General features: G+C 71.1%; 25 protein-coding genes. 6 read left to right on the forward strand and 19 right to left on the reverse strand.

The window, feature by feature from the left end; translation table 11 throughout:
• Positions 1–103 precede the first annotated feature (103 nt).
• The gene (locus QWJ41_RS06620; RefSeq protein ID WP_302706684.1) at positions 104–796 is read left to right on the forward strand and encodes a TetR/AcrR family transcriptional regulator; all 693 of its coding nucleotides are present in this window, start codon (positions 104–106) and stop codon (positions 794–796) included.
• 21 nt (positions 797–817) lie between these two features.
• Here the strand turns inward: QWJ41_RS06620 and QWJ41_RS06625 are convergent, their stop codons facing one another.
• Genes QWJ41_RS06625 through QWJ41_RS06660 form a run of 8 tightly spaced genes read right to left on the reverse strand, consistent with a single transcriptional unit; the run spans position 818 to position 8708 of the window.
• The gene (locus tag QWJ41_RS06625) at positions 818–1591 is read right to left on the reverse strand and encodes an SDR family NAD(P)-dependent oxidoreductase (protein ID WP_302706686.1); all 774 of its coding nucleotides are present in this window, start codon (positions 1589–1591) and stop codon (positions 818–820) included.
• Positions 1588–3207: a class I adenylate-forming enzyme family protein gene (locus QWJ41_RS06630; protein ID WP_302706688.1), complete on the reverse strand. Its 1620-nt coding sequence runs from the start codon at positions 3205–3207 to the stop codon at positions 1588–1590. Before QWJ41_RS06630 ends, QWJ41_RS06625 begins: the two co-directional genes overlap by 4 nt.
• Positions 3204–3719: a MaoC family dehydratase gene (locus tag QWJ41_RS06635; RefSeq protein WP_302706690.1), complete on the reverse strand. Its 516-nt coding sequence runs from the start codon at positions 3717–3719 to the stop codon at positions 3204–3206. Before QWJ41_RS06635 ends, QWJ41_RS06630 begins: the two co-directional genes overlap by 4 nt.
• Positions 3712–4911, reverse strand: a complete 1200-nt coding sequence (locus tag QWJ41_RS06640; protein WP_302706692.1) for a thiolase family protein — start codon at positions 4909–4911, stop codon at positions 3712–3714. Before QWJ41_RS06640 ends, QWJ41_RS06635 begins: the two co-directional genes overlap by 8 nt.
• The gene (locus QWJ41_RS06645) at positions 4908–5384 is read right to left on the reverse strand and encodes a Zn-ribbon domain-containing OB-fold protein (RefSeq protein ID WP_302706694.1); all 477 of its coding nucleotides are present in this window, start codon (positions 5382–5384) and stop codon (positions 4908–4910) included. Before QWJ41_RS06645 ends, QWJ41_RS06640 begins: the two co-directional genes overlap by 4 nt.
• Positions 5384–6544 carry a thiolase family protein gene (locus QWJ41_RS06650; RefSeq protein ID WP_302706695.1) on the reverse strand — a complete coding sequence of 387 codons (1161 nt, stop codon included), beginning with the start codon at positions 6542–6544 and terminating at the stop codon, positions 5384–5386. Before QWJ41_RS06650 ends, QWJ41_RS06645 begins: the two co-directional genes overlap by 1 nt.
• Positions 6544–7746 (reverse strand): Zn-ribbon domain-containing OB-fold protein, encoded by a 1203-nt coding sequence (locus QWJ41_RS06655; RefSeq protein ID WP_302706697.1) that lies wholly within the window; start codon positions 7744–7746, stop codon positions 6544–6546. Before QWJ41_RS06655 ends, QWJ41_RS06650 begins: the two co-directional genes overlap by 1 nt.
• Positions 7743–8708, reverse strand: a complete 966-nt coding sequence (locus tag QWJ41_RS06660; RefSeq protein WP_302706698.1) for an SDR family NAD(P)-dependent oxidoreductase — start codon at positions 8706–8708, stop codon at positions 7743–7745. The genes QWJ41_RS06655 and QWJ41_RS06660 overlap by 4 nt, the downstream gene beginning before the upstream one ends.
• Positions 8709–8818: 110 nt before the next feature.
• Here QWJ41_RS06660 and QWJ41_RS06665 point away from each other — a divergent pair, with 110 nt between their 5' ends.
• From QWJ41_RS06665 to QWJ41_RS06685, 5 genes are read left to right on the forward strand one after another with little or no spacing between them, the layout of a single operon-like run.
• Complete coding sequence (locus QWJ41_RS06665; RefSeq protein WP_302706700.1) at positions 8819–9643, forward strand: enoyl-CoA hydratase/isomerase family protein; 825 nt, start codon at positions 8819–8821, stop codon at positions 9641–9643.
• Positions 9640–10854 carry an acyl-CoA dehydrogenase family protein gene (locus QWJ41_RS06670; protein ID WP_302706701.1) on the forward strand — a complete coding sequence of 405 codons (1215 nt, stop codon included), beginning with the start codon at positions 9640–9642 and terminating at the stop codon, positions 10852–10854. The genes QWJ41_RS06665 and QWJ41_RS06670 overlap by 4 nt, the downstream gene beginning before the upstream one ends.
• The gene (locus QWJ41_RS06675; RefSeq protein ID WP_302706702.1) at positions 10851–11789 is read left to right on the forward strand and encodes an acyl-CoA dehydrogenase family protein; all 939 of its coding nucleotides are present in this window, start codon (positions 10851–10853) and stop codon (positions 11787–11789) included. The genes QWJ41_RS06670 and QWJ41_RS06675 overlap by 4 nt, the downstream gene beginning before the upstream one ends.
• Before the next feature lie 18 nt (positions 11790–11807).
• Positions 11808–13124, forward strand: a complete 1317-nt coding sequence (locus QWJ41_RS06680) for an acyl-CoA dehydrogenase family protein (RefSeq protein WP_302706703.1) — start codon at positions 11808–11810, stop codon at positions 13122–13124.
• Positions 13125–13126: 2 nt separating this feature from the next.
• On the forward strand, positions 13127–14260 hold the full coding sequence (locus QWJ41_RS06685; protein WP_302706704.1) for an acyl-CoA dehydrogenase family protein: 1134 nt from the start codon (positions 13127–13129) through the stop codon (positions 14258–14260).
• 6 nt (positions 14261–14266) lie between these two features.
• Here QWJ41_RS06685 and QWJ41_RS06690 read toward each other — a convergent pair whose 3' ends face one another.
• The 11 genes from QWJ41_RS06690 to QWJ41_RS06740 form a co-directional block, all read right to left on the reverse strand.
• Positions 14267–15409 (reverse strand): acetyl-CoA hydrolase/transferase C-terminal domain-containing protein, encoded by a 1143-nt coding sequence (locus QWJ41_RS06690; RefSeq protein ID WP_302706705.1) that lies wholly within the window; start codon positions 15407–15409, stop codon positions 14267–14269.
• 10 nt (positions 15410–15419) lie between these two features.
• Entirely contained in the window at positions 15420–16556 is a 1137-nt protein-coding gene (locus QWJ41_RS06695; RefSeq protein WP_302706706.1) for an acyl-CoA dehydrogenase family protein, read from the reverse strand.
• 7 nt (positions 16557–16563) lie between these two features.
• Positions 16564–17712, reverse strand: a complete 1149-nt coding sequence (locus tag QWJ41_RS06700; RefSeq protein WP_302706708.1) for a thiolase family protein — start codon at positions 17710–17712, stop codon at positions 16564–16566.
• Positions 17712–18158, reverse strand: coding sequence for a Zn-ribbon domain-containing OB-fold protein (locus QWJ41_RS06705; protein ID WP_302706709.1), 447 nt, complete (start codon positions 18156–18158; stop codon positions 17712–17714). The genes QWJ41_RS06700 and QWJ41_RS06705 overlap by 1 nt, the downstream gene beginning before the upstream one ends.
• Positions 18158–19282, reverse strand: coding sequence for an acyl-CoA dehydrogenase family protein (locus QWJ41_RS06710; RefSeq protein WP_302706711.1), 1125 nt, complete (start codon positions 19280–19282; stop codon positions 18158–18160). Before QWJ41_RS06710 ends, QWJ41_RS06705 begins: the two co-directional genes overlap by 1 nt.
• The gene (locus QWJ41_RS06715; protein WP_302706712.1) at positions 19279–20220 is read right to left on the reverse strand and encodes a VOC family protein; all 942 of its coding nucleotides are present in this window, start codon (positions 20218–20220) and stop codon (positions 19279–19281) included. The genes QWJ41_RS06710 and QWJ41_RS06715 overlap by 4 nt, the downstream gene beginning before the upstream one ends.
• Complete coding sequence (locus tag QWJ41_RS06720; protein ID WP_302706713.1) at positions 20217–21446, reverse strand: CaiB/BaiF CoA transferase family protein; 1230 nt, start codon at positions 21444–21446, stop codon at positions 20217–20219. Before QWJ41_RS06720 ends, QWJ41_RS06715 begins: the two co-directional genes overlap by 4 nt.
• Before the next feature lie 230 nt (positions 21447–21676).
• Positions 21677–21973: a hypothetical protein gene (locus QWJ41_RS06725; protein ID WP_302706715.1), complete on the reverse strand. Its 297-nt coding sequence runs from the start codon at positions 21971–21973 to the stop codon at positions 21677–21679.
• Positions 21970–22914 carry an acyl-CoA dehydrogenase family protein gene (locus tag QWJ41_RS06730; protein ID WP_302706717.1) on the reverse strand — a complete coding sequence of 315 codons (945 nt, stop codon included), beginning with the start codon at positions 22912–22914 and terminating at the stop codon, positions 21970–21972. The genes QWJ41_RS06725 and QWJ41_RS06730 overlap by 4 nt, the downstream gene beginning before the upstream one ends.
• Entirely contained in the window at positions 22911–24038 is a 1128-nt protein-coding gene (locus QWJ41_RS06735) for an acyl-CoA dehydrogenase family protein (protein WP_302706718.1), read from the reverse strand. The genes QWJ41_RS06730 and QWJ41_RS06735 overlap by 4 nt, the downstream gene beginning before the upstream one ends.
• A 5-nt stretch (positions 24039–24043) precedes the next feature.
• A complete protein-coding gene (locus QWJ41_RS06740; protein WP_302706719.1) occupies positions 24044–24328 on the reverse strand; it encodes a hypothetical protein in 285 nt (94 codons plus the stop codon).
• Between the last annotated feature and the right edge of the window lie 102 nt (positions 24329–24430).

Consider the following 24430-nt stretch of genomic DNA (forward strand, 5'->3'; position numbering starts at 1 on the left):
GGTTCGACGATCTGAACGAGCGTCAACGAACCCGTCACATAACATGGGGTCGACACATGACCAGGCGTGGCGACCAGCCACTGCGCGCACCGGATCGAGGACCATGACCACCAGCGAGACTGCGGAGGACGCTGCCCCCCATCCCGACGTCGACGCGACCGACCCCCCCGCCGTCGAATCGGACGACGAGGACGGCGGCCTCGGCTTGCGGGCGCTGCGCACACGCCAGACCATCATCGATGCGGCTCGGCAGCTCTTCCTCGAACGCGGTTATGCCGGCACCCGCATCAACAACATCACCGACGCGTGCGGGATCTCGCGTGCTGGCTTCTACACCTACTTCAAGGACAAGCGCGCGATCGCGAATGTCCTAGGTGAGTCGGCCTACGCCGACATCCTCGGGGTGCTCGGCGAGTGGGACCGGATCAGCCGCCCGGCGCAGCTCGACGAGATCGTGGACTGGGTGCACCAATACTTCCGGTACATGGACCGCCACGGCGCATTCGTGTTCTCGGCCAGCCAATTCGTTCCCAAGGACGGGGAGGACGATTACCGGCAGCAGGCCCGCCGGATGCAGATGCGCGCCGCGTTCCTCTTCGGGGTGGCGCTTCGCTCGCGCCAACCCTCTCCAACCCCGGCACCCGAGGCCCTAGGGCTGATGGTGATCGCGATGCTCGACCGTTCCTGGTTCTTCGTGCGCGCCCAGGCCTTGCCGGTCAGCGACGACGACATGATCTTGACCATCGCCCACTCGATCATGGACATCCTCGGCGGCCGCGACCACGACCAGTCATGATGCAGTCGGCCGACCGGTCCCTCAACGCGGCTGGAAGCGTTGCGCCCCGTCGAGTCGGATGGTCTCGCCGTTGAGGTAGGTGTTGGTCAAGGCGTGCACGGCGAGGTCGCCGAACTCGCCAGGACGGCCCAACCGCTTCGGGAACGGCACTGCCGCACCGAACTTCTCGAGCATCTCCGCACCGACCGACTCCATGATGGGGGTCCGCATCGTGCCGGGGGCGATACAGACGACCCGGATGCCGACCGCAGCGAGGTCGCGAGCCGCGACCAGGGTGAGGCCGGCGACCCCGGCCTTGGCAGCGGCGTACGCCGACTGACCCATCTGACCCTCGTACGCTGCGATGCTGGCGGTGGTGACGACAGCGCCTCGCTGACCGTCCGCAGTGTCCGGCTCGCTCGTCGCGATCGCAGCGGCCGTGAGCCGTAGGACGTTGTAGGTGCCGGTGAGATACAGATCGAGGGTCTTGGTGAAGCCCTCGAGCCCGGCGGGCGAGCCGTCGCGCTGGACGATCTTCTCCGCCACCCCCCACCCACCGTGCGCAGTGACGGCGTATCGCAGCGGGGCCAGCTCGCCAGCGGCGGCGATGGCGCCCTGCACGGTGTCGTTGTCGAGCACGTCGGTGCGCACGTAGCGAACGGCGTCTCCGAGCTCGACGGCGAGGGCCTCGCCCTTGGCGTCGGCCAGGTCGGCGATCACCGCGTGCCCGCCGGCCGCGACGACGGCACGCACCACGGCCTCGCCGAGGCCGCCGGCACCCCCGGTCACGATGGTCGACGTGTTGCTCAGCTTCATGCGTGGTTCCTCTCGGTTGCTCCGACGGTCGCCGGAGGAGTCTCAGGAGCGCCGAACCGGCGCTTGAGCTCGGCCTTGGCGACCTTCGCCAGACCGGTGCGCGGCAGCTCGTCGACGACCTCGAGCCGCTCGGGCCACTTCTGCCGCATGAGTCCCGCGGCGGCAAGGTGTTCGGCGAGGTCGACCAGGCTCGGACGGGGGTGGCCCGGACGGACGGCGACGACGGCACACACGAGCTCGCCGCGCTCCTCGTCGGGCAGCCCCACCACTGCCACCTCGGCCACACCGGGGAAGGTGCCGAGAACCAGCTCGATCTCGAACGGGACGAGGTTCTCGCCCTTGCGGATGATCACGTCCTTCAACCGTCCGACCACCTCGACGTGACCGCTGTCGTGGACGATGCCCAGGTCGCCGGTGCGGAACCAACCGTCGGCGGTGAAAGCGCGTTCGGTCTCGGAGTGATCCAGGTAACCCCGACAGACCCCCCGTCCGCTGACCTGCAGCTCACCGGACTCGCCAGGCGGCAGCGGCTCACCGGAGGGACCCACTGCGCGCACCTCGTTCCCAGGCACGACGCCCCCATCGGTCCGCGCAAGGAGATCACCGGGGTCGTGCGGGTCACCTACCGCGATCATCGGGACCTCGGTCATCCCGTAGTCGTGGGCCACGACGGTCCCGAGGACGTCACGCACCTGCTCGAACAGCTCGACCGAACAGGGCGCGCCCCCTCCCTTGAGCACGCGTAGCGACGGGAGGAACGGCTGAACATCAGCGTCCTGCGCCAGGGCCACGAGCGCCTGGTAGAAGGGAGGAGCGCCTCCGGTGACGGTGACGCCGTGCATGTGCATCGCCTCCGCTGCCGGCCCCGGCACGAAGGCCTCCTGGAGGAGGATCGGGTAGCCACCGCCGAGCGCTGCGATGAGGTAGAGGACTCCTCCGACGTGGGCGATGGGGAACGCGGCAGCCGCGAGCTCGTCGGGCTCGGCGCCGAGCCGCCCCCTCCCGGCGAAGCCGAGGCCGCCGGTCAGCAGGCTGTCGTCGGTGTGACGCACTCCCTTAGGCATGCCCGAGGAGCCCGAGGTGAAATAGATCCACCGGACGTCGTCGGGGTCAGCCGCCGGTGCCGTCACCGTGGCTGCCTCGTGATCGGCGCCGGTCGGGTCGAGATCGATGACGATCACTCGGGGGCGCACGCTCTCCGGGAGGTCCAGACGCTCCGCCATGGCGACGAAGTCGTGTCCGTTCCAGGTGCCGGGTACGAGGAAGTGCTCGGCCTCGACCGCCACGAGGCAGGCCGTCACCTCACGCTCGCGGTAGAGCGGGATGATGGGCGCCTGCACGGCGCCCAGCCGACGCAGCGCGAGCATGACGGCGTACGTGCTGATCCTGGTCGGGAGCTGCCACGCCACGCGGGTCCCGGACTCGATCCCCAGCTCCGTCAGCAGCGCCGCGTACTGCTCGACCAGGCCGAGGAGCTGCCGACAGGTCACCCTCCGGCCCTCCTCGTCGAGGAGAGCCAGGGCGTCCGGCGTAAGCGCGGCCCGCCGCTCGAGCAGCTGAAGCACCGTGTCGGCCTCGATCATCCACGGCCACGAACCCGTGGTCGACTCGCTCATCGACTCTCCTCGAAGTGATAGCGCGACACCAGGTCGGCGACGCACGCAGGCTTCGCGCCGCCCTCGACCTCGACAACGACCCGGGTCACGAACTGAGCCGAACTCGACGACAGCTCGTCCAGCCCGGTCACGGTCATCCGGGCTCGCACCCGACTACCGGCCAGGACCGGGCTGGGGAACCGGACCCGGTCGAGCCCGTAGTTGACTCCCATCAATGCCCCGTCGAAGCGTCGCAGCTGGTTGACGAAGTACGGCACCAGCGACAGCGTCAACAGCCCGTGGGCGACCGGCGCCCCGAACGGGCCCTCGGCCGCACGGATCGGATCGACGTGGATCCACTGGTGGTCCATGGTGTCGTCGGCGAAGCCGTCGATGCGCGTTTGGTCGACCGTCAGCCACGCGGTCGGGCCCAGCTCGCGCCCGACGATCCTACGGAGCCCCTCGAGGCCCGGGACGACGAGCGCGCCACCGGCCGAGCTCACGTCGGTGAGGTCGATGCGTGGCTCAGCCATGACTTAGGAGCATCGCCCCGGCCACAGGCCCTCCACCGACGGCGACGACCGCGACGTCGGGACGTGACCCCACCGCACCCCCGACCTGGCGCTCCTGGCCCTCGCCCCAGAGCTGCACGCACGCCTCGTGGAGTAAGCCCATCCCGTGGAGCCGGCCACCCGAGAGCTGCCCACCGGAGGTGTTGAGCGGGAGGTCCCCGTCCAGAGCGAGGAGTGCGCCGTCCTCGAGGAGTGCGCCGACCTCGCCGTGCGCGGCGAAGCCGAGCGCATCGAGCCACTGCACCGTCAAGAAGGTGAACCCGTCGTAGAGCTGGGCCACGTCCACGTCGGCGGATGTCAGCGTCGTCCGGTCCCACAGCGTGGCGGCCGCGTCGTGCGCGGCCATCGTGGTCAGATCGATCCGCTGGTCCCACGTGGCGCGCTCGAACATGCCGGTGCCAGCTGACTCGACGGTGAGCGGATGCCGCGGCAAGCCGGCCGCAGCATCACGCCTCGACACGATCACCGCGGTGGCCCCGTCACAGGGCACGTCGCAGTCGTAGAGGCCGAACGGCTCGGAGATCATCCGCGCACCGAGGTAGTCCTCCATGCTCAGCGGGTCACGGAAGACCGCGTCCGGGTTGAGTGCCGCGTGGCGACGCGCCGTCAGCGCGACCGTGCCCAGGTGTTCCCGGGTGAGGCCGTGGTCGTGCATGTAGCGCTGCGCGGGCAGGGCGAGCCAGTTGGCCGGCGAGAGCGCACCGAAGGGGGCGGTCCAGGCCATGTGCGGGGGCAGCTTCCCCCCGTCGAAGAGCACCGAGGCGCGGCCGCCGTCCGCCTGTGCAGTCGACTCCCAGACCGACCGGAAGACCAGGACGTGGTTGGCGAAGCCGAGGGTGACTGCCATGCAAGCCTCGATGACGGGCCCGATCTGCCCGGCAGTCTCGATCCCGCTCATGTACCACGACGTCCGCAGGCCCAGGGCGTTGCGGACCTCGTGCACGTCGGCGCCGGAGAAGCCCCGCTGCGGCGCCCCGGGGCCGGGGTAGCTTGCGACCCCGTCGATGTCGTCGGGGGTGAGCCCGGCGTCGGCGATCGCCCGCAGAGATGCCTCGAGGGTCAGGTCGAGACCGCCGCGCATCAGCCTGCGGCCGACCTGGGACTTGCCGGCGCCGGTGATCACGGCCTTGCCGTCGAAGGGACCGCCGCTCATGCGTCCTCCCCCGAAACCGTCGCCGCGTCGACCGAGGGAGGCACCGGGCGGAAGAGCGGCAGCCACACCTCGGTGCCGCCCTCGGGGGCCCAGTGCTCGAAGAACACCTCGACCTCGTCGCCGATCCGGACCTCCGCGGGGTCGACGTCGACCAGCTGGCTGAAGATCCGGACGTCGGGCTGCTCCTCGAGCTCGACCAGCACGATCACGTAGGGGGGCGGAAGGGTCGGCAACCACGGCTGGCGGTTGACCGTGAACGTGGCGACCCGGCCGCGTCCGCTGACCGGCTCCGAGGCGACGTCACGGCTGCGGCACCGGAAGCACGCGGGCGCCGGCGGATGGAAGTACTGCTCACAGCTGCGACACCGGTGGATCATCAGCCGGTCGTCCTCGCCGCCGGTCCAGAAGACGACGTCATCGCCCTCGGGCGTAGGTGTGAGCCGGAAGTCGGGGCGGGTGTAGGTCTGGGCCATCAGTCCTTCTCCGTGCTGAGGATCGTCACGGCGGAGACGGCCGTCGGCCCGCCGATGTTATGTGCGAGCGCGTACGTCGGTGTGTCGAGCTGGTTGTGCGCGTCGCCACGAAGCTGCTCGAAGAGCTCGACGTTCTGCGAGACGCCCGTGGCACCCGGCGGGTGCCCCTTGGCCTTCAACCCACCGCTGAGGTTCACCGGCCGACTCCCCTCGAACGTCGTGGCGCCGCTCTCGACGAGCGCGGCCGCACCGAACCTGTCACAGAACCCGAGGTCCTCGTAGCTGATCAGCTCGACGGCGCTGAAGCAGTCGTGCACCTCGGCCACGTCAATGTCGGCGGGCCCGATCCCGGCCATCGCGTAGGCGGCCCGGGCCGCTTTCACGGTCGGGGGGAAGGAGGTCATGTCCTGCTTGTGCTGGTGCATCACCCGGTCGAGGCCGAGCCCGACGCCGCGCACCCACACCGGCCGGTCGGTGTAGCGGTCGGCCACCTCCTCGGAGACGAGGAGGACCGCGGCGGCGCCGTCACTCTGCGGCGTGCAGTCGTAGAGGCCGAACGGTTCGACCACCGTCGGCGCGCGCAGGACCTGCTCAACGGTGATCTCGAAGCGAAGCTGCGCCTTGGGGTTGGTCAGCGCGTGACGGTGGTTCTTCACTGCGACCATCGCCATGTGCTCACGAGTGGCGCCCGACTCGTGCAGGTAGCGGGCGGCGTGGAGGGCGAAGTTGGCAGGCGCGACCAGGCCGAGGGGATAGTCCCACGCCACGTCGCGCGTGAGCGCCGCCCACTCCCAGAACGTGCTGCGCGAGGACGACTCACGCACCTTGTCGGCCCCCACGACCAGGGCGACGTCGACGATGCCCGATGCCACGGCGTACATCGCGTTGCGCACGGCGTCGTTGCCGGTCGCGCAGGCGTTCTCGACCCGGGTGACGGGGATGTCGAGCAGTCCGCAGCTGTCGGCCAGGATGCCGGCCGGGAAGCCGTCGCTGGTGGTGAGCTCGCCGAACCACGCCGCCTCGATGTCGGAGCGGTCCAGGCCCTTGTCGACCGAGGCAGCCATCTCGGAGACGGCCATCGGTACGAGCTCCTTGATGCCGAGGTCGAAGTGCTCCTTGAACTTGGTCATCCCAGCCCCGACCATCGCTACGCGCCTCATCAGATGTCCTCCGTCGTCGGATCGGTGTCGGTGGGCAGCAGCGCGTAGCCGTAGTCGGGGATGCCCGATCGCAGCGCCACCCGGCGCAGCACCAGGCGGCCTCGGTCGCCGATCGCGGTGCCACCGGCGGGTGCACCGGTGACCTTGACCAGCGCGCGGACGTCGACCCCGTCGAGCTCGACGATCGCCAACGAGTAGGGCGTCGGCAGCCCGGGCACGGGGACGTGCACGGTGACTGCGGTGTAGACCGAGCCGGTGCGGGGCAGCGGGGCGAGCGACCATCCCTCCTCGGAGCCGCACTCGAGACAGCGCAGCCGGGGCGGGAGCGCGAGGGTGCCGCAGGCGTCGCACGCGCCGGCCTCCCACCGCAGCTTGGCGTCGAAGGCACGGGCGTAGGCCGCCAGCGAGATCGCGATCTCGGGGCCGGGTGTCTCACGCAGCGTGGCAGGTGACTGCGCGGCTGGCTCGTCGCGGGCCAGGCAGAGGCTGGTCGTGCCGCGGCCGGTGCGTACCGCGGTGGCGGAGGCCTGCTCGACGGCGACTGCGACACCGGTCTCCCCGAGGTCGTCGAGCGCGGCGAGCGCGAACAGTGCAGCGCTGGCACCGGTGACCGGCAGCGCCGGGGCAGGTCCCCGGGTGAGGACACCGGCCTGGCGAGCAGTGGCGCCGGCCACCACGACCGGCTTCTCAGCAAGATCGAGGGCGCTCACCGCAGCCAAGCCGCCACGGTCCCAGCCGAGCCGGGCGTCCTCGTAGTCGCGCGCGACACCGTCCCTGCCGCGACTCTGGACGGGCAAGCTGCCCACCCGACGGGCGCACGGCAGCACCTCGAGCCCATCGGAACCCACAAGGGCGGCCGCTGCCCCGGCGGGTGCCAGATCGGCTGCCAGGACGAGGGTGCCCGGTGCCGCGGCGGTGAGCACGTCGAGCGTGGCAGGGCACCCGCCCACCTGCTCGGTCACCGGGAGGTCCGCCGGTAGGCCCAGACCCGCCAGCAGCGCCGCGGCGTTGCCACCCTCGAGCAGCGGCAGGTCGCGTGAGACCAGCACCACCTGGTCGACGTCCGGCTCGTCGAGACAGCCGAGGGCTGCGCGGCCCGCCGCAACGGCCAGGGTCACCGCGTCCTCGTCGGGGCCGGGTCGGCGATCCTGCTCCTCGCCCCAGGTGGGGAGGTAGGTGCCGAGGGCGGCGAGGTGACTCATCGGGCACCGCACGGAGCGACGAGGCCGGCGAGGCCCGGGGGAAGCACGCCGAGCGTGCGACGGAGGCCGGCGTCGAGCTCTTGCGCCTCCAGACGTGACCCACCCTGGGCCCGATAGCCCTCCTGGACAGACCATCCGCGCACCGGGTGGACGGTGCCACCGTCGATGCGGAGCACCTGCCCGGTGAGCCATCCCGACTGCTCCGAGCACAACCAGGCGACCACCGGGGACGAGTTCGCAGGGTCGAGCCGGTCGAAGCCATCGCGGCCGCCGGCGTCGATTCCTACGCTCGCGGTCATCCGCGTCGCGGCGACCGGCGAGATCGCGTTGGCGGTCATCCCGTAGCGGGTGCCCTCCAGGGCCGACGTGATGGTGAGGTTCGCGATAGCGGCCTTGGCGGCGCCGTACGCCGCCTGGCCGACGTTGCCGGCCAACCCGGTGCCGGAGGTGGTGTTGACGATCCGGGCAGCGACCGGGCGCCCCGCCCGGTACTCGGCGCGCCAGTGGTCGCACAGGTGCTTGGTCAGCGTGAAAGTGCCCTTGAGATGGACGTCGACGACGGCGTCCCAGTCGCGCTCGTCCATCGAGGTGATGGTCTTGTCGCGCAAGATCCCGGCATTGTTGACGACAGCGTCGATTTGTCCGTGGTTCGCTACGACGTGGCCGACCAGGTCTGCCATCGCCGTCCAGTCGCTGACGGAGCCGCCGACCGCGATGGCACTGCCGCCGGCTGCCTCGATCTCGGACACGACCTCGGTCGCGGGATCCTCTTCTGAGTCCTCCCCGCCAAGGCCGACACCGAGGTCGTTAACCACGACCGTGGCGCCGTGTCGTGCCAGCTCGAGGCAATGAGAGCGCCCGATACCGCGACCACCGCCCGTCACCAGGACGACCCGACCGGCCAGCAGGCCGTGCGTCGTCCCGGGATCGGCGACCGCTTCGACCTTCACCCCAACGCTCACGTGCTCGGCTCCCTCGTCTCGACCGGATCGCACCCGGTCGAGTGCTTCCAGATCGGACGCTAACGTCACTTGACAGATTCGTCAATTGACGTTGGACTGCGACTCACGCCGTGACCGCGGCCACCTTTGGAGGACTCATGGATCACCCCTTCGCACCCGAGCTGCTGATCGAGGAGATCGGCGCCGTGCGCCTCGTGACACTCAACCGCCCCGAGGCGATGAACGCCACGAACGAGGCCCTGCACGGAGCGCTCATCGGGGTCTGGAGGCATCTCGCAGCCGACCCGGACGCACGCGCCGTCGTCCTGACCGGAGCCGGCCGCGCCTTCAGCGCCGGTGGTGACATGGAGCACTTCGTCGAGCTGTGGAACGACCCGGCGAGCCGGCAGAAGGAGATCGAAGGCGCCGGCCAGCTGCTTCGCGAGATCCTCGCGTTCCCGTTGCCTCTGGTCGCGGCGGTCAACGGGCCTGCCGTCGGACTGGGGTGCAATCTCGCCGCCAGCAGCGACGTCGTCCTCATCGCCGAGTCGGCGTTCCTGCAGGATCCGCACGTCGGTGTCGGGCTCACCGCCGCCGACGGCGGGGCGCCCACGTGGCCGCTCCTCATGGGCATGCTGCGCGCCAAGGAATACCTGCTGACCAGCAAGCGCATTCCAGCCGCCACCGCGGTGGAGCTGGGCCTCGCGACGAGGATGGTGCCCGACGCCGACCTGCTCGCCGAGGCCGTGAAGGTCGCCGAGCGGCTCGCGGCCCAACCCCCGCAGGCGATCCAGAGCACCAAGCGAGCCTTGAACATGCACCTGGAGCGGGCGATCAGCGGCGTCATCGAGTACGCCCTGTCGGAGGAGTTCAAGTCCTTCGACACCTCCGAGCACCAGGCTCTGGTCACTTCGTTCCTCGAGCGGAGCAAGCAGAAGAGCGCGGCCTCGGCGTGAGCACCTCGACAGCACCTCTCGGCCCCCGAGCCGCGGAGCTCGCTGTCGACCCCGTTGCCTACGCGCTGGCCCTGCGCGAGCACCTGGCCGACAACTCAGCGGACTACGACCGATGGCGCGGCCACGAGCCGATGACGGTCGCGGAGCGCAACGACCACCACGCAGCCCTCCTGCGAGCCCTGCACGACGACGGCGGTTGGACGCGGTACGGATGGCCCGAGCCGGCCGGACTCGGCGGCGACCCCCGCCACCGCGCCGCGCTCTACGACGAGCTGTCGAGCGCCGGACTCCCGGTGCCCGACCAGTGCCTAGTGCTCGAGACGCTGGGCAACCCGGTGGTGCACTTCGCCCCCTCCCTGGCCGCGGAGGTGATGCCGGCACTCTTCACCGGCGCGCAGTGGTGGGGGCAGGGCTTCTCCGAGCCCGAGGCGGGAAGCGACCTGGCCGCCCTGCGGTGCCGTGCACGGCGCGACGGTGACCACTACGTCGTGTCCGGGCAGAAGCTCTGGATGAGCTTCGGAGCCACGGCCCACCGCTTCGTGTGCCTGGTGCGCACCGGGACACCGGAGGCGCGCCACCGCGGGCTGACCATGCTGATGATCGACGCCGACGCGCCCGGTGTCTCCCGACGTCCGGTTGCGTTGGCCAGTGGCCAGGAGGAGGTCTCCGAGGTCTTCTTCGACGATGTCCGCGTGCCCCTCTCGCGAGCGATCGGCGCACAGGACCAGGGCTGGGCCGTGGCGATGTACCTCCTGCAGTTCGAGCGCTCGATGTTCGCCTGGCAGAGCGCCGGGATCGCCCTGCGGCGACTGCGCGACCTGCGCGGCCGACTGGCTTCGTCGGGCACCCCGCTGCCGGACGGGACCACGGGCCGTCTTGGGTCGACGTACGCCGACATCGTCACGCTCCGCTCGCGCTCGGCCGCCACGATCCGCCGCCTCGCCGCAGGCGACACCGTCGGGCCGGAGGCCAGTGTCGACAAGATCCTGCTCGCCACGGTCGAGACCGGTCTGCACGACCTGGCCCGCGACGCGCTCGGCGCCGACTTCCTTCTGGCCGATCCCCAGGACCCGCACGCGCTCGACTCCACAGCCTGGCGAGCCGAGTGGTGGTACAGCCGGTCCTCCACGATCCTCGGCGGCTCCGCTGAGGTCCAGCGCACCATCCTCGCCGACCACGTGCTCGGCCTGCCCCAGGAGTCGTCGCGATGAGCCTGGACGACGCCACCGTCGAGGTCGTGCGCGGCTCGCTGCGCGAAGTCTTCGCCACAGGACGGCCGGTGGCCCCAGCGCTCGACGAGCTGGGCTGGGCCGAGGTCCTCGAGGAAGACCCGGCCATCGCCACCACCGTGCTGTTCGGCGAACAAGGACGAGCCCTGGCCTCCAGCGGCCTGCTGGCCGACACCATGCTGGCCGAGCTCCCGGGCTACGCCCCGGGGACACACACCCTGCTGCTACCCCACCCCCGACTCGGCGCGCACCCAGGTCCGACGGGTGTTCTGCTCGCCTCGACGGCCGAGGTGGTCGTGGTGCCTCGCGCGACCCCCGACGGCGTCGTGCTGGCAACCATCGAGCGTTCTTCGCTGGTCACCCGTCCTGCCGGCGGCTTCGACCCGGGCTCGGGCTGGCAGCTCGTCACCCTCGGCGCCGCGCTCCAGCCCGACAGCGTTCCGGTCGGCGCCGCATGGGAACGCGCCGTCGCTACTGGTCGACGCGCCCTGGCCGCCGAGATCATCGGCGTGTGCACGGCAGCCCTCGAGCTCGCGGTCACACACACCAGCGTGCGTCACCAGTACGGCCGGCCGCTCGGGTCCTTCCAATCGGTGCGACACCAGCTCGCCGAGGCGCATGCCGCGCTCGAGGCGGCCCGGGTCACCCTGGACGTGGCGTGGAGTGCCGCCGAGGACGTTGCCGCCTGGGCAGCGACGGTCGCCAAGCTGCGCGCCGGTGCGACCCAGTCCACGGTGCTGCGCCGCACGGTCCAGGTGCTCGGTGCGATGGGCATCACGCTGGAGAGCGACATGCACCGCTACGTCAGCCGGGGCGCGGCGCTCGACGCCCTCCTCGGCGGCCACCTCCGACTTGCCGACGAGGTCGGTTCTGCCGCGCTCGCCGGCGCAGACCTGCACCCCGTCGTCACCATCTGAGAGCGAGAGCGACACGTCATGACAGCATCCGCACCTGCCACACCGGCCACCCCGGCCTCCCCGACCGCTTCGTCGTCGTCGATCGAGGCCTTCGTCGAGGAGGCCAGCGCGTTCCTCGACGAGCACGCCACCCGGCGGCCCACCGGTACTGGCCGCGTCGTCTGGGGCGAGGGCGAGGACCGGATCTCCTACTTCGGCGACGAACCGCCCGAGGTCGACAGGGCGAAGGTCGACGCGGCGCGGGCGTGGCAACGAACCCGCCACGAGCACGGATTCGGCTGGATCACGGGCCCCACGGAGTACGGCGGCCGCGCGCTCAGCCCCCTGCACGACCTGGTGTACGACCAGCTCGAGGCGGGGTACGACGTGCCGGACACCGGCGTGATCTCCCTCATCGGGCTCGGCATGATCGGGCCCACGATCCTGGCCCACGCTCGCGAGGAGATCAAGCAGCGCTACCTACCTGCGATGTTCCGCGGGGACGCGATCGCCTGCCAGCTGTTCAGCGAGCCCGGTGCCGGCTCCGACCTGGCCAACGTCGCGACCAGGGCTGTGCGCGACGGCGAGGAATGGGTGCTCAACGGCCAGAAGGTGTGGACCTCGGTAGCGCACCACGCCGAGCTCGGGATGGCGGTCTGTCGCAGCGACCCGTCGCAGCCCAAGCACCGGGGGATCACCGCCTTCCTCGTCGACATGTCGCTGCCGGGGGTGGAGGTGCGGCCGCTGCGCCAGATGACCGGCGGCGCGGAGTTCAACGAGGTCTTCCTGACCGACGTCCGCGTCCCCGACGACCACCGCCTGGGCGAGGTCGACGACGGCTGGCGGGTCACGATGACCACGTTGATGAGCGAGCGGGCCAGTGTCGGCGGCGAAGGTGCCGGTCCGGTCGAGCGGGCGGTCTCACGCTCCTACCTGACGGCGATGCTGGAGGCGATGGGGCTGTCCCGGGACGCCGCAGCGCGACGCCGGCTCGCCGAGGTGCTGGCCGACCTGACGGCGACCGGCTACCTCAACCAGCAGTCCCTGCGCACCCTGCTCGACGGGCGCGCGCCGGGACCGGAGGCATCAGCCAGCAAGCTGATGTTCTCCCACAACCTGGCCGCCGCCTCCCACCTCGCCGCAGAGATGGTGGGCCCGCGGATGATCGCCGAGACCGGCGACTGGGGAACCTTCTCGTGGAACGAGCTGCTCCTCGGCACGCCGGCCCTGCGCATCCTGGGCGGCACCGAGGAGATCATGAAGAACATCATCGGCGAACGCGTCCTGGGCCTTCCCAAGGAGCCCGGCACCGACACCAAAGCGCCGTTCCGCGCGCCGACGGGAGAGCAGTCATGACCGTGACCACCACAGCTATCGCCGGCGCCGAGGAGCTGGAGGACCTGCGGCTCTCCGTGCGGTCCCTGCTCGCCGACAAGTCCGACGAGTCGCGGGTCCGCGAGGTGATGGAGTCCGACCTGGGCTACGACGCGAGCGTGTGGCGTCAGCTCGCCGATCAGGTCGGGGTGCAGTCGCTGGCCGTGCCCGAGCATCACGGGGGTGCCGGGTTCGGTCAGGTGGAGCTCGGCGTAGCGCTGCGTGAGCTCGGCCGGGCCCTCGTGCCAGGGCCGTTCTTCTCCTCGGTCGTCCTGGGGGCTGGCGCGCTGCTCGCTGCCCAGGACGAGTCCGCGATGGCCGCGCACCTTCCCGGAATCGCCGCAGGCACCACCCTCGCGACGCTCGCGGTCATCGAGACCGACGGCCAGTGGCGTACCCACGGGTTCACGACCCGCGCCCGCGAGGACGCGGAGGCTTCGTGGACGCTCGACGGGGAGAAATCTCTTGTGCTCGACGCCGTGGGGGCCGACCTCTACGTCGTCGCCGCCGATACTCCGCACGGACCCGGACTGTTCCTGGTCGAGTCGGGTGCGGCCGGCCTCGAGGTCACCGGCCTCAGGGCCTTGGACCCGACCCGTCGTGTCGGCCGCCTGACCCTGACCGGGACGCCGGCCGCCGCCCTCGGTCGGCCGGGTAACGGCACCGCGGCCCTCGAGCACCTGCTCGACCGCGCCACCGCCGCCCTGGCTGCCGAGCAGGTCGGAGCGGCCCGCGCCTGCCTCGAGATGAGCGTGGCCTACGCCCGCCAGCGTGTGCAGTTCGGGCGACCGATCGGCTCCTTCCAGGCGGTCAAGCACATGTGCGCCGACATGTTCACCCGGCTTGAGGTCGCCGAAGCCGCTGCAACCGAGGCCGCCCGCGCTGTCGACGGCCTGCCCGACGCACCCCCCGCGGGGGAGGCCGCAGCAGTCGCACACGCCGTCTGCTCCGAGGCGTTCATGTTCATCGCCCAGCAGACCATCCAGGTGCACGGTGGCATCGGCTTCACCTGGGAGCACCCGGCCCACCTCTACTTCCGGCGGGCCAAGGTGTCCCAGCTGATGTTCGGCGGACCGGCGGTCTACTACGAGCGCCTGCTCGAGCGCTGGGGCGTCTGACGCGGGTCACTCCCAGAGTGTGGTCAGCGCCCGCGACCGGCCGACTCGGTCGAGACCGCGGAGGTCTGCCGTGCCTCGTTCGGTGACCACGACGTCGACGTCGTGACCGGGCGTCGTCACCGGCCCCGAGAGCCGGTCGACGAGCGCCGGCCGGCCCCGGTGGGCGGTCGGCAGGGCGATGATCGACAGCCCCTCGGCGGATCGGGCTCCGGCTGCCGCGTAGTCGGGGTGCCCGCCCGGGCTCGCCACTGGCTTGTCGGGGGGACCCTCGATCCCGACGTTGCCCTGGGTATCGATCTCGAGCGCGGTGTTGATCGAGACGAAGGGCTCCCCGGTGCTCAGTCTGGTCGGGTCGTGGGTGTGCTCGACCGGGTGGAGCAGGCCGCGGCCGTCAGCCCACGCGAGCAGCTCCTCGCCGCCGGCCAGGTAGGTGCCGATCGGGGTCCCGAGCAGGAGACCGCGCCGCTCGAGGTCGAGGATCCCGTCGACGAGCAACCCGGAGTCCACGCGCACCGGCACTGTCACCGCCGCCATGATCGCGCTGCCCAGCGCTCCTGGCCCGACCTGGATCCGGGCGCCCGCCGGCACCAGACCGGCAACCCGGTCGGCGACCTCGCGGTGGACGTCGTCGGGCGCAGTGAAGCCCAACGGGGTCAGCGGCACGCTCGACTCCCCTACGACCACGACGTGCTCGGCCGGCAGCGACGGACCGTCGTACGCTCGGGGTGCGCCATGGTGGACGACCGCTGCGACCTGCGCGCCTGCGGCGACCGCGGCGTGCATCCACGACACCTCAGAGCCGAAGGTCAGGCCACCGTCGCGGGCGGGGACGACTCCGGCGAGCAGGATGTCGGGCCGCAGGCGGCCCTGCATCAAGCCGGGCACCTGCGACCAGCGCACAGGGATGCCGCGCGCGGAGCCCGCGCGAATGGCGTCCCGCATGCCCCAGCCGCCCATCAGGGCCGCTACGTCGTGGTACGACGTCAGGTCGAGGTCGGGGTCGGGTGTCGGGAGCCACCCGAGCACGAGCTGCACACCACCGACCCCGGCGGCCGCCCGGCTGAGCTCGGCCGACGCTGAGCGCGGCGCGCCGAGGCCGTCCGCCACCGCGACGCGGCACCCCGGCGTGAGGAGTGCGGCCAGGCTCACTGCTCCGCCATCATCGGGTGAGTTGGGGCTCGCGAGGCAGACCGAGCAGGCGCTCGGCGAGGATGTTGCGCTGGATCTCGCTGGTGCCACCGAGCAAGGTCTGGGCGTGCCCCACGAGCATCCGCTGGACGAGCGGCTCGTGGTCCTCGCTGACCAGGGCGTCGAGACCGAGCATCTCCACGCCGGCGTTGCCGATGTCGCGGTAGGTCTCCGAGGCCATCACCTTGAGCACCGAGAACGAGGCGTCCCCGGGCTCGGCCCCCTCGGCGATCGCGCGCTCCCAGGTCGTGCGCAGGATCCATGTCCTGACCCACAGGTCGGTGAGCGAGGCCTGTTGCGCCGCGCCCAGGCGGCCGCGCTCGCCCGCGGCGGCCGCCATGTCGCCGAGCGCCCGGAACATCCCGACGGCGTTCGCGCCCAAGGACAGCCGCTCGTTGCCCAGAGTCATCATCGCCACGGCCCAGCCCTGGCCCTCGTCACCGATGAGGGCGTCGTCGTCGAGACGCACGTCGGTGAGGTAGACCTCGTTGAACTTGCTCTCCCCGTCGATCTGCACCACCGGACGCACCTCGACCCCGGCGGCACGCATCGGAACCACGAACGCCGACAGCCCGCCGTGCCCGGGACCGCCGGTGCGGGCGAGCAGGATGCCGAATTCTGCGCTGGCTCCCCCGCTGGTCCACACCTTCTGACCGTCGACCGCCCAGCCGCTGTCGGTGCGACGAGCGCGGGTGCGGACGCCCGCCAGGTCCGAGCCGGCGTCGGGCTCGCTGAACAGCTGGCACCACATGTCCTCGCCGCTGACGATCCGCGGCAGGTAGCGCTCCTGCTGGTCCGGGCGCCCGTAGCGCATCAGCACCGGACCGACCAGGTCCGGCCCGACGATGTTGAGCTGGCGTGGCACGTCGGCGTAAGCCGTCTCCTCGGCGAAGATCGCCTGCTCGGCCACCGAGGCACCCCGCCCACCGTGCTCCACGGGCCAGCGCAGGCAGGCGTAGCCCGCCGCAGCGAGCTGGGCATGCCATGCGCGGGCGGCCACCATTTCGGTGTCCAGCGGGGTGGGACCGTAGTCGTGCAGCCCCTCGGGCCGCGGCGCCTGCGAGAGCCACTCGCGCAGCTCGGAGCGGAACGACTCGGCGGTTTGCATATCCACTTCAGGTGGAGACGATCGTGACGGCTGCGGTGCCCGGCGATCCGTAGAGCTGGGCGTACCCCACCCTGGCGTCGCTGACCTGCCGCTCGCCGCAGCGGCCCCGCAGCTGGTTGGCGAGCTCGTAGACCTGGCGTAGCCCGGAGGCGCCGACGGGCTCGCCGTTGGCGATCAGGCCACCGTCGGTGTTGATCGGCAACGACCCGCCGATCTCTGTCTCACCGTCGGCCAGCAGGCGCTCCTGGTCGCCGTCGGCGCAGAAGCCGTTCTCGGCCATGTGGATGATCTCCGAGCCGGCGTCGGTGTCCTGGAGCTGAATGACGTCGACGTCGCTCGGCCCGAGGCCGGCCTGCTCGAAGGCGGCCTTGGAGGCGAACACGGTGGGACTCGGCTGGGCCGCCAGTGGCAGGGACGGGCTGAGGAGGTCGAAGGCGCCGTCCCGGCCGCTGAACAGCGTGCTGGCACGCAGGTACAGCGGCGTGTCGGTGTACCTGTGTGCCTGATCGGCGCGGCACAGCACGACCGCGGCACCGCCCTCGTCGGGGTTGCAGTACATGTACTGGCGCAGGGGATAGTTCAGCACCGGCGAGGCCATGATCTCCTCGACCGAGAGTGGCTTGCGGCGCCACGCGTGCGGGGTGCGCTCGCCGTTGCGCGTCGCCTTCGCCGCCACCCGGGCCAGCGTCTCGTGGCTGATGCCGTGGTCGTGCAGGTAGCGGTTGGCCTTGAGGCCGAAGAAATGGGTCGTCAGGAACAACCCCGCCTCGCCGTACCAGTCCGGAAGCCCGGCCACCGAGGGGTGGGCGGAGAACGCCCCACGAGGGTGCTTGTCCATCCCGACCGCCACGGTGATGTCGGCGTCACCCATGCGGATCGCGTTGGCGGCCTGGGCGAGCACGGTGCCGCCGGACGCGCAGCCGGTGAACGTCGCACGTGCCGGGATGCCCGTGCGACCGAGGAGACCGAGGATGGCCTCGGGGTTGGTGACCTCCATGCTGGAGGCCCACAGGGCCTGGACCTGCTCCCAGGCCACGCCGGCGTCGGCGAGGGCCTCGATGACCGCGTCCTCCCCCATCTGGAGGGCGGACTTTCCCTCGTAGCGGCCGAACGGGTGCAGGCCGGTGCCGATGATGGCGACGTCAGGGGTGCTCATCAGTTCGCTCCTCGATCCGCGGCGCCGACCGGCGCGAAGGCGTAGATCATCGTTTCGTTGCCGTCGGCGTCAGTGCCGAAGGGCACGATCCGCAGCTCCATCTTCTGGCCGATCGAGAGCTTCTCGTGATCGGGCTCGGTCAGCCGCGCCTCGATCAGCAGGGCGTCGGGCAGCTCGACGTAACCCACCGTAAACGGCTCGAAGCTCTCGGCGTCGTCAGCGCCGGCGTACGGCGGTGCGGGCGGCCGGAAGCGCTGGGTGGTGAAGCTCCACAAGGTGCCGTGGCGGGGCAGCTCGACCTTCTCCAGCTCCTCGCGAGTCCCCTCGACGAGCTTCTGCTTGCGGTAGGGGAATACGAGCACGCCGTCCGACGAGCGACCTGCGATCAGGGCGGGGTCGTCCGAGGGCCAGGTGAACAGATCGGGAGCGATGGGCACTTGAGTCATCAGCCGGAACCTTTCGTGGTGGTGAGCACCGGCACCAGGCCGGTGAGGAGCTCACGGTTGTCGAGCGCGGAGCCCAGCAGCACGGCGGAGCCACGGGACCGCTTGAGGTGCAGGTGGGCGGGGTGCTCCCAGGTGAAGGCGATGCCCCCGTGCACCTGGACGTTGGTGGTGGCGCAGAAGTCGTAGCGCTCGCTGCACACCGTGCGGGCGATCGCGGTGACCAGGCCCAGGTCGTCGGTCTCGGCCTGGACCGATCGCAGCAGGCCCCAGGCGGCGGCCCTGGCCGTCTCGATGGCGACGAGCATGTCGGCGCACAGGTGCTTGACGGCCTGGAAGGAACCGATCGGACGGCCGAACTGGTGGCGCGTGCGGGCGTGGGCGACGGCCATGTCGAGCGTGGCACTGGCACCGCCGACCTGCTCCCAGGCCAGCAACAGGGTGGCGATCTCGCGGGCGCGGTCCACCAGCTGCAGCCCGTCGTCGACGGCGCCGACCACAGCGGCCGGTGCGTGGTCGAAGGTGAGGTGTGCGAAGCGGCGGGTCTGGTCGGAGGTCCGCACCGTCTCCACGCTGAGCCCTCGGCCACCTTCGAGCGCGAAGAGCCCCACCTGGTCACCGCTGCATGCGGGCACCAGCACCAGGTCGGCGCCGGCGCCGTCGAGGACGTAGCGCTCGGTGCCGCTGAGGAACCACTGACCCCCCACCCGCTCGGCCGTAACCGGCACGTCGTCGGGTCCGGTTCGGGGTGCGCCCAGGACCGCGGCGGTCGCGACGAGGGTGCCGTCAGCGATCCCGGGGAGCCACCGCGTGGCCTCGCCGCCGGCGGCGATTAGTGCGGGGAGCGCCAAGCCGACCGTGGCCAGGAAGGGGACGCAGGCCGGTGCACGGCCGAGCTCCTCCATTACCACTGCTACCTCGGCCCAGCCGGCACCGGCGCCGCCGTGCTCCTCGGGAACGGCCAGTCCCTGCAGACCGATCTCGCCGGCCATGGTGGCCCACAGCTCGACGTCGTGGCCGGTCGACGACGCCATGACCCGGCGTACGTCGGGCTCGGAGGAGCGCCTCTCGACGAGCTGGCGCACGACCTCGCGCAGCTCGGCGCGCTCGGCGACGGAGATGCTCATCCGGCAGGCTCCATCGGTCGTCGCACCTCCGCGCGGGGGCGCGAGACCAGCTCGACCATGGTGCCGTCGGGGTCACGCAGGACTGCGACACTGAAGCCGCCGGTCGGCACGTCCGGCATCGCGGTGAAAACCGCGTCGGGCGCCTCGACGCCGGCGGCCCGCAGCAGTTGCACCGCCCCGGGCACGTCCTCGCACCCGAGGGCGATGCGGAAGACCCCTTGCGTGTTGGCCTGCATCGTCGAGGGCACCGCGTCGGGGTCGACCTCAAGCTCCAAGGAGAAGGTCGGGTCCTCGTCGACCACGAGCGAGACCCCGTCGACGCGAGGTTCGCTCGGCTCGACCACGCGCCACCCCAATCGCTCATACCAGGCGACGGTGGCCTCGAGATCGGTGCAGCGCAGGCGCGCGTGCGAGAAGGCCGCGCCCTGGTCCTCCGGATCGCCCGCGGGCGGGTCGATCTCGACGACCTCGACCGTCACGCCGTCGGGTGCGGCGACGTGCTGGGCCTGGCGCAGCCGCCCACGCACCCAGGCCGCGTGCCGCGGCTGCTCACTGACGTAGGCCGAGTCCCCGGTCTCTTCGCCCAGCGAGGCGACGCGGACACCGAGTCCGGTGAAGCCCACCGCGCGGGCGGCCTCTCCGGGCGTCCGCGGCTCGACGGGCGGGTCGGTCCACTCGCAGATCTCGATCGCCGGAGCCGCGCGCGGTCCGCGGACGTCGTACATGAACCAGGTGTCGGAGGCGGTGTGCTCCCCGAGTCCGAGGAACCGGGCATCGGTGTCGTCGCTCTGGTTGCGCATCCGCCGGGTGAAGGCGAGCTGCTCCCAGAAGGCGGCTGCGCCAGCGGCGTCGGGGCTGTTCAAGTTGCAGTGCAGCACCGCGTGAACGGCGGCCGCGTGCGGGTCGACCTCGACGCTCGCCTCCGACGGGACCGTCATCGGATGGCGCCGGTCTTCTTCAGCTCGGCGATCTCGTCCCAGTCGTAGCCCGCCTCGACCAGGGCCAGCTCGGTGTGCTCACCGTGCTCGGGGGCACGAGTCTTGGCGTTGGGTCGGAGGTCGAACTGGACCGGGCTGTCGACCAAGGCGAACGTGTCACCGTTGCCGGAGTCGATCTGGGGCAGGTAGCCGTTGGCGATCGCAGCCGGGTCCGAGTGCAGCTCGACCGGCGTCTTGACGACGTCCCAGACTCCATCGAAGTCGGCGAAGGCCTTCTCCCAGTGCTCCAGCGGGTGCTTGGCGAACTCGCCGCGGATCTCGGCGATGCACTCTGCCCGGTTGACGAAGCGCGGCCCCATCCCGTTGAACCGCTCGTCGGCGACCATGTCGGGTCGACCGATCCGGGTGCAGAAGCCCTCCCAGAACCTGTCCGCCTGGAGCAGCACGAACGAGACGTGTCGATCGTCACCTGTGCGGAAGATGTTGGCTACCGGGTTGGGCATGTCGGCCAGGTCGAACTTGGGGATGGCGGAGCCGGTCACCCCGGCGCCGACGATGTCGGTCGAGACCTGCCACATCGCCAGGTGCAGCAGGGAGACGTCGACGACCGACGGCTCGCCGGTGCGCTCCCGCTTGAACAGAGCCGCGGCGACGCCCGAGGCGATCGCGAACCCGCCGAACAGGTCACCGAAGGCAGGCCGCTGCGCAGGCGGGTACTCCGCGCCGATGCCCGTGTAGCCGTCTGCGATGCCGCCGCGCGACCAGTAGGCGGCGAGGTCGTAGGCGCCCCGGTCGGCCTCATCCCCCTGGGGTCCGTAACCGCTCCCCCGGGCGTAGATGATCTTCGGGTTGCGGGCCTGGACCGCGTCGACGTCGATCCCGAGCTTCTTGCGCGAGCTCGGGAGCATGTTGGTGATGAAGACGTCGGCGGTCTCGACCAGGCGCATGAGGACCTCGAGGCCCTCCGGGGTCCGCATGTCGATGCCAACACTGCGCTTGCCGCGGTTGGGCTGCTCGACGAAGTGGTTCACCGACCCCGCGCCGGCTACGACGCCGGAGCTGATCAGGGCACGCTGCGGGTCGCCGGTCTCGGGGTGCTCGACCTTGATCACGTCGGCGCCCCAGTCGGCCAGCACGGCGCCGGCGGTCGGCACGAACGTCCAGGCGGCGACTTCCACCACCTTGATTCCGTCGAGGACGGGGGACGGGGTCTGCTCTGTGTTCATGTCAGGCACCTCTGGGTCGGTCGACGCACCGTTGCGCCGGGTTCGAATGGCCGAGGCGACGCGTCTCGGTCACCTGTGACTCAGGACACTAGCCAAACTTGACGAAACTGCCAAGTAGTTCGTGACGTGAATCTCAAGGCGCCGGTGAGGTCGGGGCCCGGGAGGCCCTGCCGCAGTGCTGACGACATGGTCAGAGCCGATCTTGAGGGGGCACAGGTCGGTCAGCCCAGTCAGCCGTCACGGTGCTCAGCTGACCTGCGGGTGAGCGTGTGCTCCGCATCGGCGGGGAAGAACTGGTCGGCCCACCGCCGGATGGCGCGGAACCCGCGACCCTCCGACGTCGCGAGCGCGAGCGGGTCGACGAAGACCTGGCGGTTCCGGATCGCGAGGTCGTCGGGCAGTGCGCCCTTGGCCTCGTCGAGACGGCGCCGGTAGCCGTCGGGGCCGTCGGTCTCGCGCTGGTCGATGGAGTAGGACGCGAAGATCTCGCTGCGTCCGCTGCAGCGTTCGAGGCAGGTCCGGCTCAACCGGTGACCAGACTCCACAGGGCGTCGTCGTCGTCCCCGGCCAGCGCGAGCTCTCCAACCCGCCGCTCCCACGTGTGCTGGCTGCCGTCGGCGTCACGCCACGACCACAGCCGTCGGGTGAAGTGGTGCAAGGAGTGCTCGCGGGTGGTTCCCATCGCGCCAAGGAGCTGGTGGGCTGCCGAGGCGACCTGACCTGCCGCTGCTGCTGCCGCGGCGCGCGCCGCCTCAGCCGGTCCCGGCCCGCCGCGGTCCAGTGCCTCGTCGATGCCGGCCCGGACACGGTCACGTTCGAGCACCATGGTCGCGAGGGCGTGGGCGACGGCCTGGTGCGAGGCGAGTGGACGGCCGAATTGTTCGCGGCTCTGCACGTGCTCGCGGGTGAGCTCACAGGCTGAGTGCATCGCGCCGTGAAGGGCTGCGGCCCGCAGCAGAGCCCCACGGCCCCGGATCTCCTCGGCCAGAGCGGTATCGAGGGACACGCCGCCGATGTCGCCCGGGGCCGCGGCGTCGCGGTCCAGGAGACCGGCGGGCTCCCCCGCCAGGGTTGCGGAATCGGGTGCGATCCTGCATCGCGCCGGGACTCTCATGAGCGAGTCGGCGTGCACCAGCAACACCACGGTGTCGTGATCGCCCCACGCGACCGCGCGGGAGGGGTCGGTCACCACGACCGCAGGCTGACCGCGCTCAGGCAGCTCGAGCCCTGCTCGAGTCATCGCCCACGCCGCGTGAGCGGTCTCCCACAGTGGGATCCCGATCGCGTGGCGCCCGGCGCCCCCGGCGAGCTCCGCCTGGTCGCGCACGTCGCCTCCGGCGCCTCCGGCGGTCTCGTCGACGCCGACGGTGGTCCAGTCGAGGGCGACGACGGTCTCCCAGAGCCGTTCGGGGGGCGTGGCGGACAGGACGTCGTCGACCACCGGCGCCAGGTCAGCACTCCAGGTCATCGGCCGACCTCTGCTCTCGCCACCACGGTGCGCATGATCTCGCTGGTGCCGCCGCGGATGGTCGCTCCGGGTGCCACCTGGATGGCGTCGTGCAACAGGGCGAGGTCCTCAGGCTCGGCCCCGCAGACATCGAGGACGTAGCGCGCCGTCTCCACTACGTCCTGCTCGAAGAGCGTGCCGAGCAGCTTGAGCCGAGCCCCCTTCTGGCTCGGCGCCCGGCCAGAGTCAAGCTCGTGGGCCAACTCCAGCCCGAGCCGCCTCAGCCCGACCAGCCGAGCGGTGAGAGCCCCCAGACGCTCGGTAGCCGCCCGGTCCGGCGCACGTCGCAGCCGGCGCAGCATGGCGCGCACCAGCGGGTAGGTGCTCAGGTAGCGATCCGGCCCGCCGCGCTCGAAGGCAAGCTGGTCGGTGATCTGCTTCCAGCCGGCACCGACCTCGCCGAGGACGCGGGCGTCGGGCGCGAAGACCCGGTCGAAGTGCATCTCGTTGAAGTGGTGCTCGCCGGTGAGGTCCAGAATCGGGCGCACTTCCAGGCCCGCAGCGCCGGCGTCGATCAGGAACTCGGTCATCCCGTCGTGCCGTGAGCCCGAGGAGTCAGTGCGAGCCAGGACGTAGACATGCGTGGCGTGGTGAGCCGAGGACGACCAGATCTTGGTGCCGCTGATCTCCCACCCTCCGTCGACACGCTTCGCGCCGGTGCGCAGGGCGGCCAGGTCGGAGCCGGCCTCCGACTCGCTGATCCCGAGCCCGACGACGACCTCCCCACGCCGGATTGCGGGGAGCAGCTCAGCCTGCAAGGCCGGCGTGCCGAAGCGGAGCAACGAGGGGCCGGTCTGGCGGTCGGCCGTCCAGTGGCCGGCCACCGGGGCGCCCGCGCGCAGCAACTCCTCAGCCACCACCCACCGCTCGACGTTCGAGGAGCCTCCACCTCCGCGCTCGGTCGGCCAGGTCATCCCGATCCAGCCCCGCTCCCCCACGGCTCGGGAGAAGCCCGGGTCGAAGCCGCGCACCCAGGGGTCGCACCGCGGGGTGAACGTCTGGCCGGCGAGGAACGCCCGGACCTCCCCGCGCAGCTCATCGAGCGTCGAGACCGGCCCCGGGGCGACGTCCAGCGAAGTTGACACCGTCGTCAGTCCTGGCCCTTCGTATTGCGCTTGGCGAACCCCGGGTACCCGAAGAACCGCTCGAAGTTTTCGTCGTTGATCGGTTGGCGAGAGTTGCGGTCGGCCGCCTCCTGCAAGCCGCTCAAACGCGTCTCGGCTGCGTCGACCCCGGGCGACCCGGCTTCGCGAAGCCGCTGTACCAGGGCTCGCTGGTCACGTACTGCTTCGTAGAGGCGGAAGCCCGCCTCGCCGTAGGTGAGCAGGTCGTGGTCGTCCTCGTCCTCGCGCTCGACCGGGGTCGGTTCACTCATCGCAGCCTCCTGGAGAGAATCCTGACGGGTATGTGACTAAATCGTCAACTGCCTCTATGGTGGACGTGACTCACACCACATGTCCAGCACATCCACCCATCA

This window comes from Nocardioides cremeus (assembly GCF_030518195.1).
In the GTDB taxonomy this organism is placed as follows: Bacteria; Actinomycetota; Actinomycetes; order Propionibacteriales; family Nocardioidaceae; genus Nocardioides; species Nocardioides cremeus.

Coding starts and splice junctions, on each gene's coding strand:
- QWJ41_RS06695 (WP_302706706.1), bottom strand. CDS start 16,556: ATGCAAACCGCCGAGTCGTTCCGCTCCGAGCTGCGCGAGTGGCTCTCG.
- QWJ41_RS06635 (WP_302706690.1), bottom strand. CDS start 3,719: ATGGCTGAGCCACGCATCGACCTCACCGACGTGAGCTCGGCCGGTGGC.
- QWJ41_RS06715 (WP_302706712.1), bottom strand. CDS start 20,220: ATGACGGTCCCGTCGGAGGCGAGCGTCGAGGTCGACCCGCACGCGGCC.
- QWJ41_RS06655 (WP_302706697.1), bottom strand. CDS start 7,746: ATGAGTCACCTCGCCGCCCTCGGCACCTACCTCCCCACCTGGGGCGAG.
- QWJ41_RS06720 (WP_302706713.1), bottom strand. CDS start 21,446: ATGAACACAGAGCAGACCCCGTCCCCCGTCCTCGACGGAATCAAGGTG.
- QWJ41_RS06625 (WP_302706686.1), bottom strand. CDS start 1,591: ATGAAGCTGAGCAACACGTCGACCATCGTGACCGGGGGTGCCGGCGGC.
- QWJ41_RS06710 (WP_302706711.1), bottom strand. CDS start 19,282: ATGAGCATCTCCGTCGCCGAGCGCGCCGAGCTGCGCGAGGTCGTGCGC.
- QWJ41_RS06680 (WP_302706703.1), top strand. CDS start 11,808: ATGACAGCATCCGCACCTGCCACACCGGCCACCCCGGCCTCCCCGACC.
- QWJ41_RS06645 (WP_302706694.1), bottom strand. CDS start 5,384: ATGGCCCAGACCTACACCCGCCCCGACTTCCGGCTCACACCTACGCCC.
- QWJ41_RS06650 (WP_302706695.1), bottom strand. CDS start 6,544: ATGAGGCGCGTAGCGATGGTCGGGGCTGGGATGACCAAGTTCAAGGAG.
- QWJ41_RS06620 (WP_302706684.1), top strand. CDS start 104: ATGACCACCAGCGAGACTGCGGAGGACGCTGCCCCCCATCCCGACGTC.
- QWJ41_RS06675 (WP_302706702.1), top strand. CDS start 10,851: ATGAGCCTGGACGACGCCACCGTCGAGGTCGTGCGCGGCTCGCTGCGC.
- QWJ41_RS06730 (WP_302706717.1), bottom strand. CDS start 22,914: ATGACCTGGAGTGCTGACCTGGCGCCGGTGGTCGACGACGTCCTGTCC.
- QWJ41_RS06705 (WP_302706709.1), bottom strand. CDS start 18,158: ATGACTCAAGTGCCCATCGCTCCCGATCTGTTCACCTGGCCCTCGGAC.
- QWJ41_RS06700 (WP_302706708.1), bottom strand. CDS start 17,712: ATGAGCACCCCTGACGTCGCCATCATCGGCACCGGCCTGCACCCGTTC.
- QWJ41_RS06640 (WP_302706692.1), bottom strand. CDS start 4,911: ATGAGCGGCGGTCCCTTCGACGGCAAGGCCGTGATCACCGGCGCCGGC.
- QWJ41_RS06630 (WP_302706688.1), bottom strand. CDS start 3,207: ATGAGCGAGTCGACCACGGGTTCGTGGCCGTGGATGATCGAGGCCGAC.
- QWJ41_RS06740 (WP_302706719.1), bottom strand. CDS start 24,328: ATGAGTGAACCGACCCCGGTCGAGCGCGAGGACGAGGACGACCACGAC.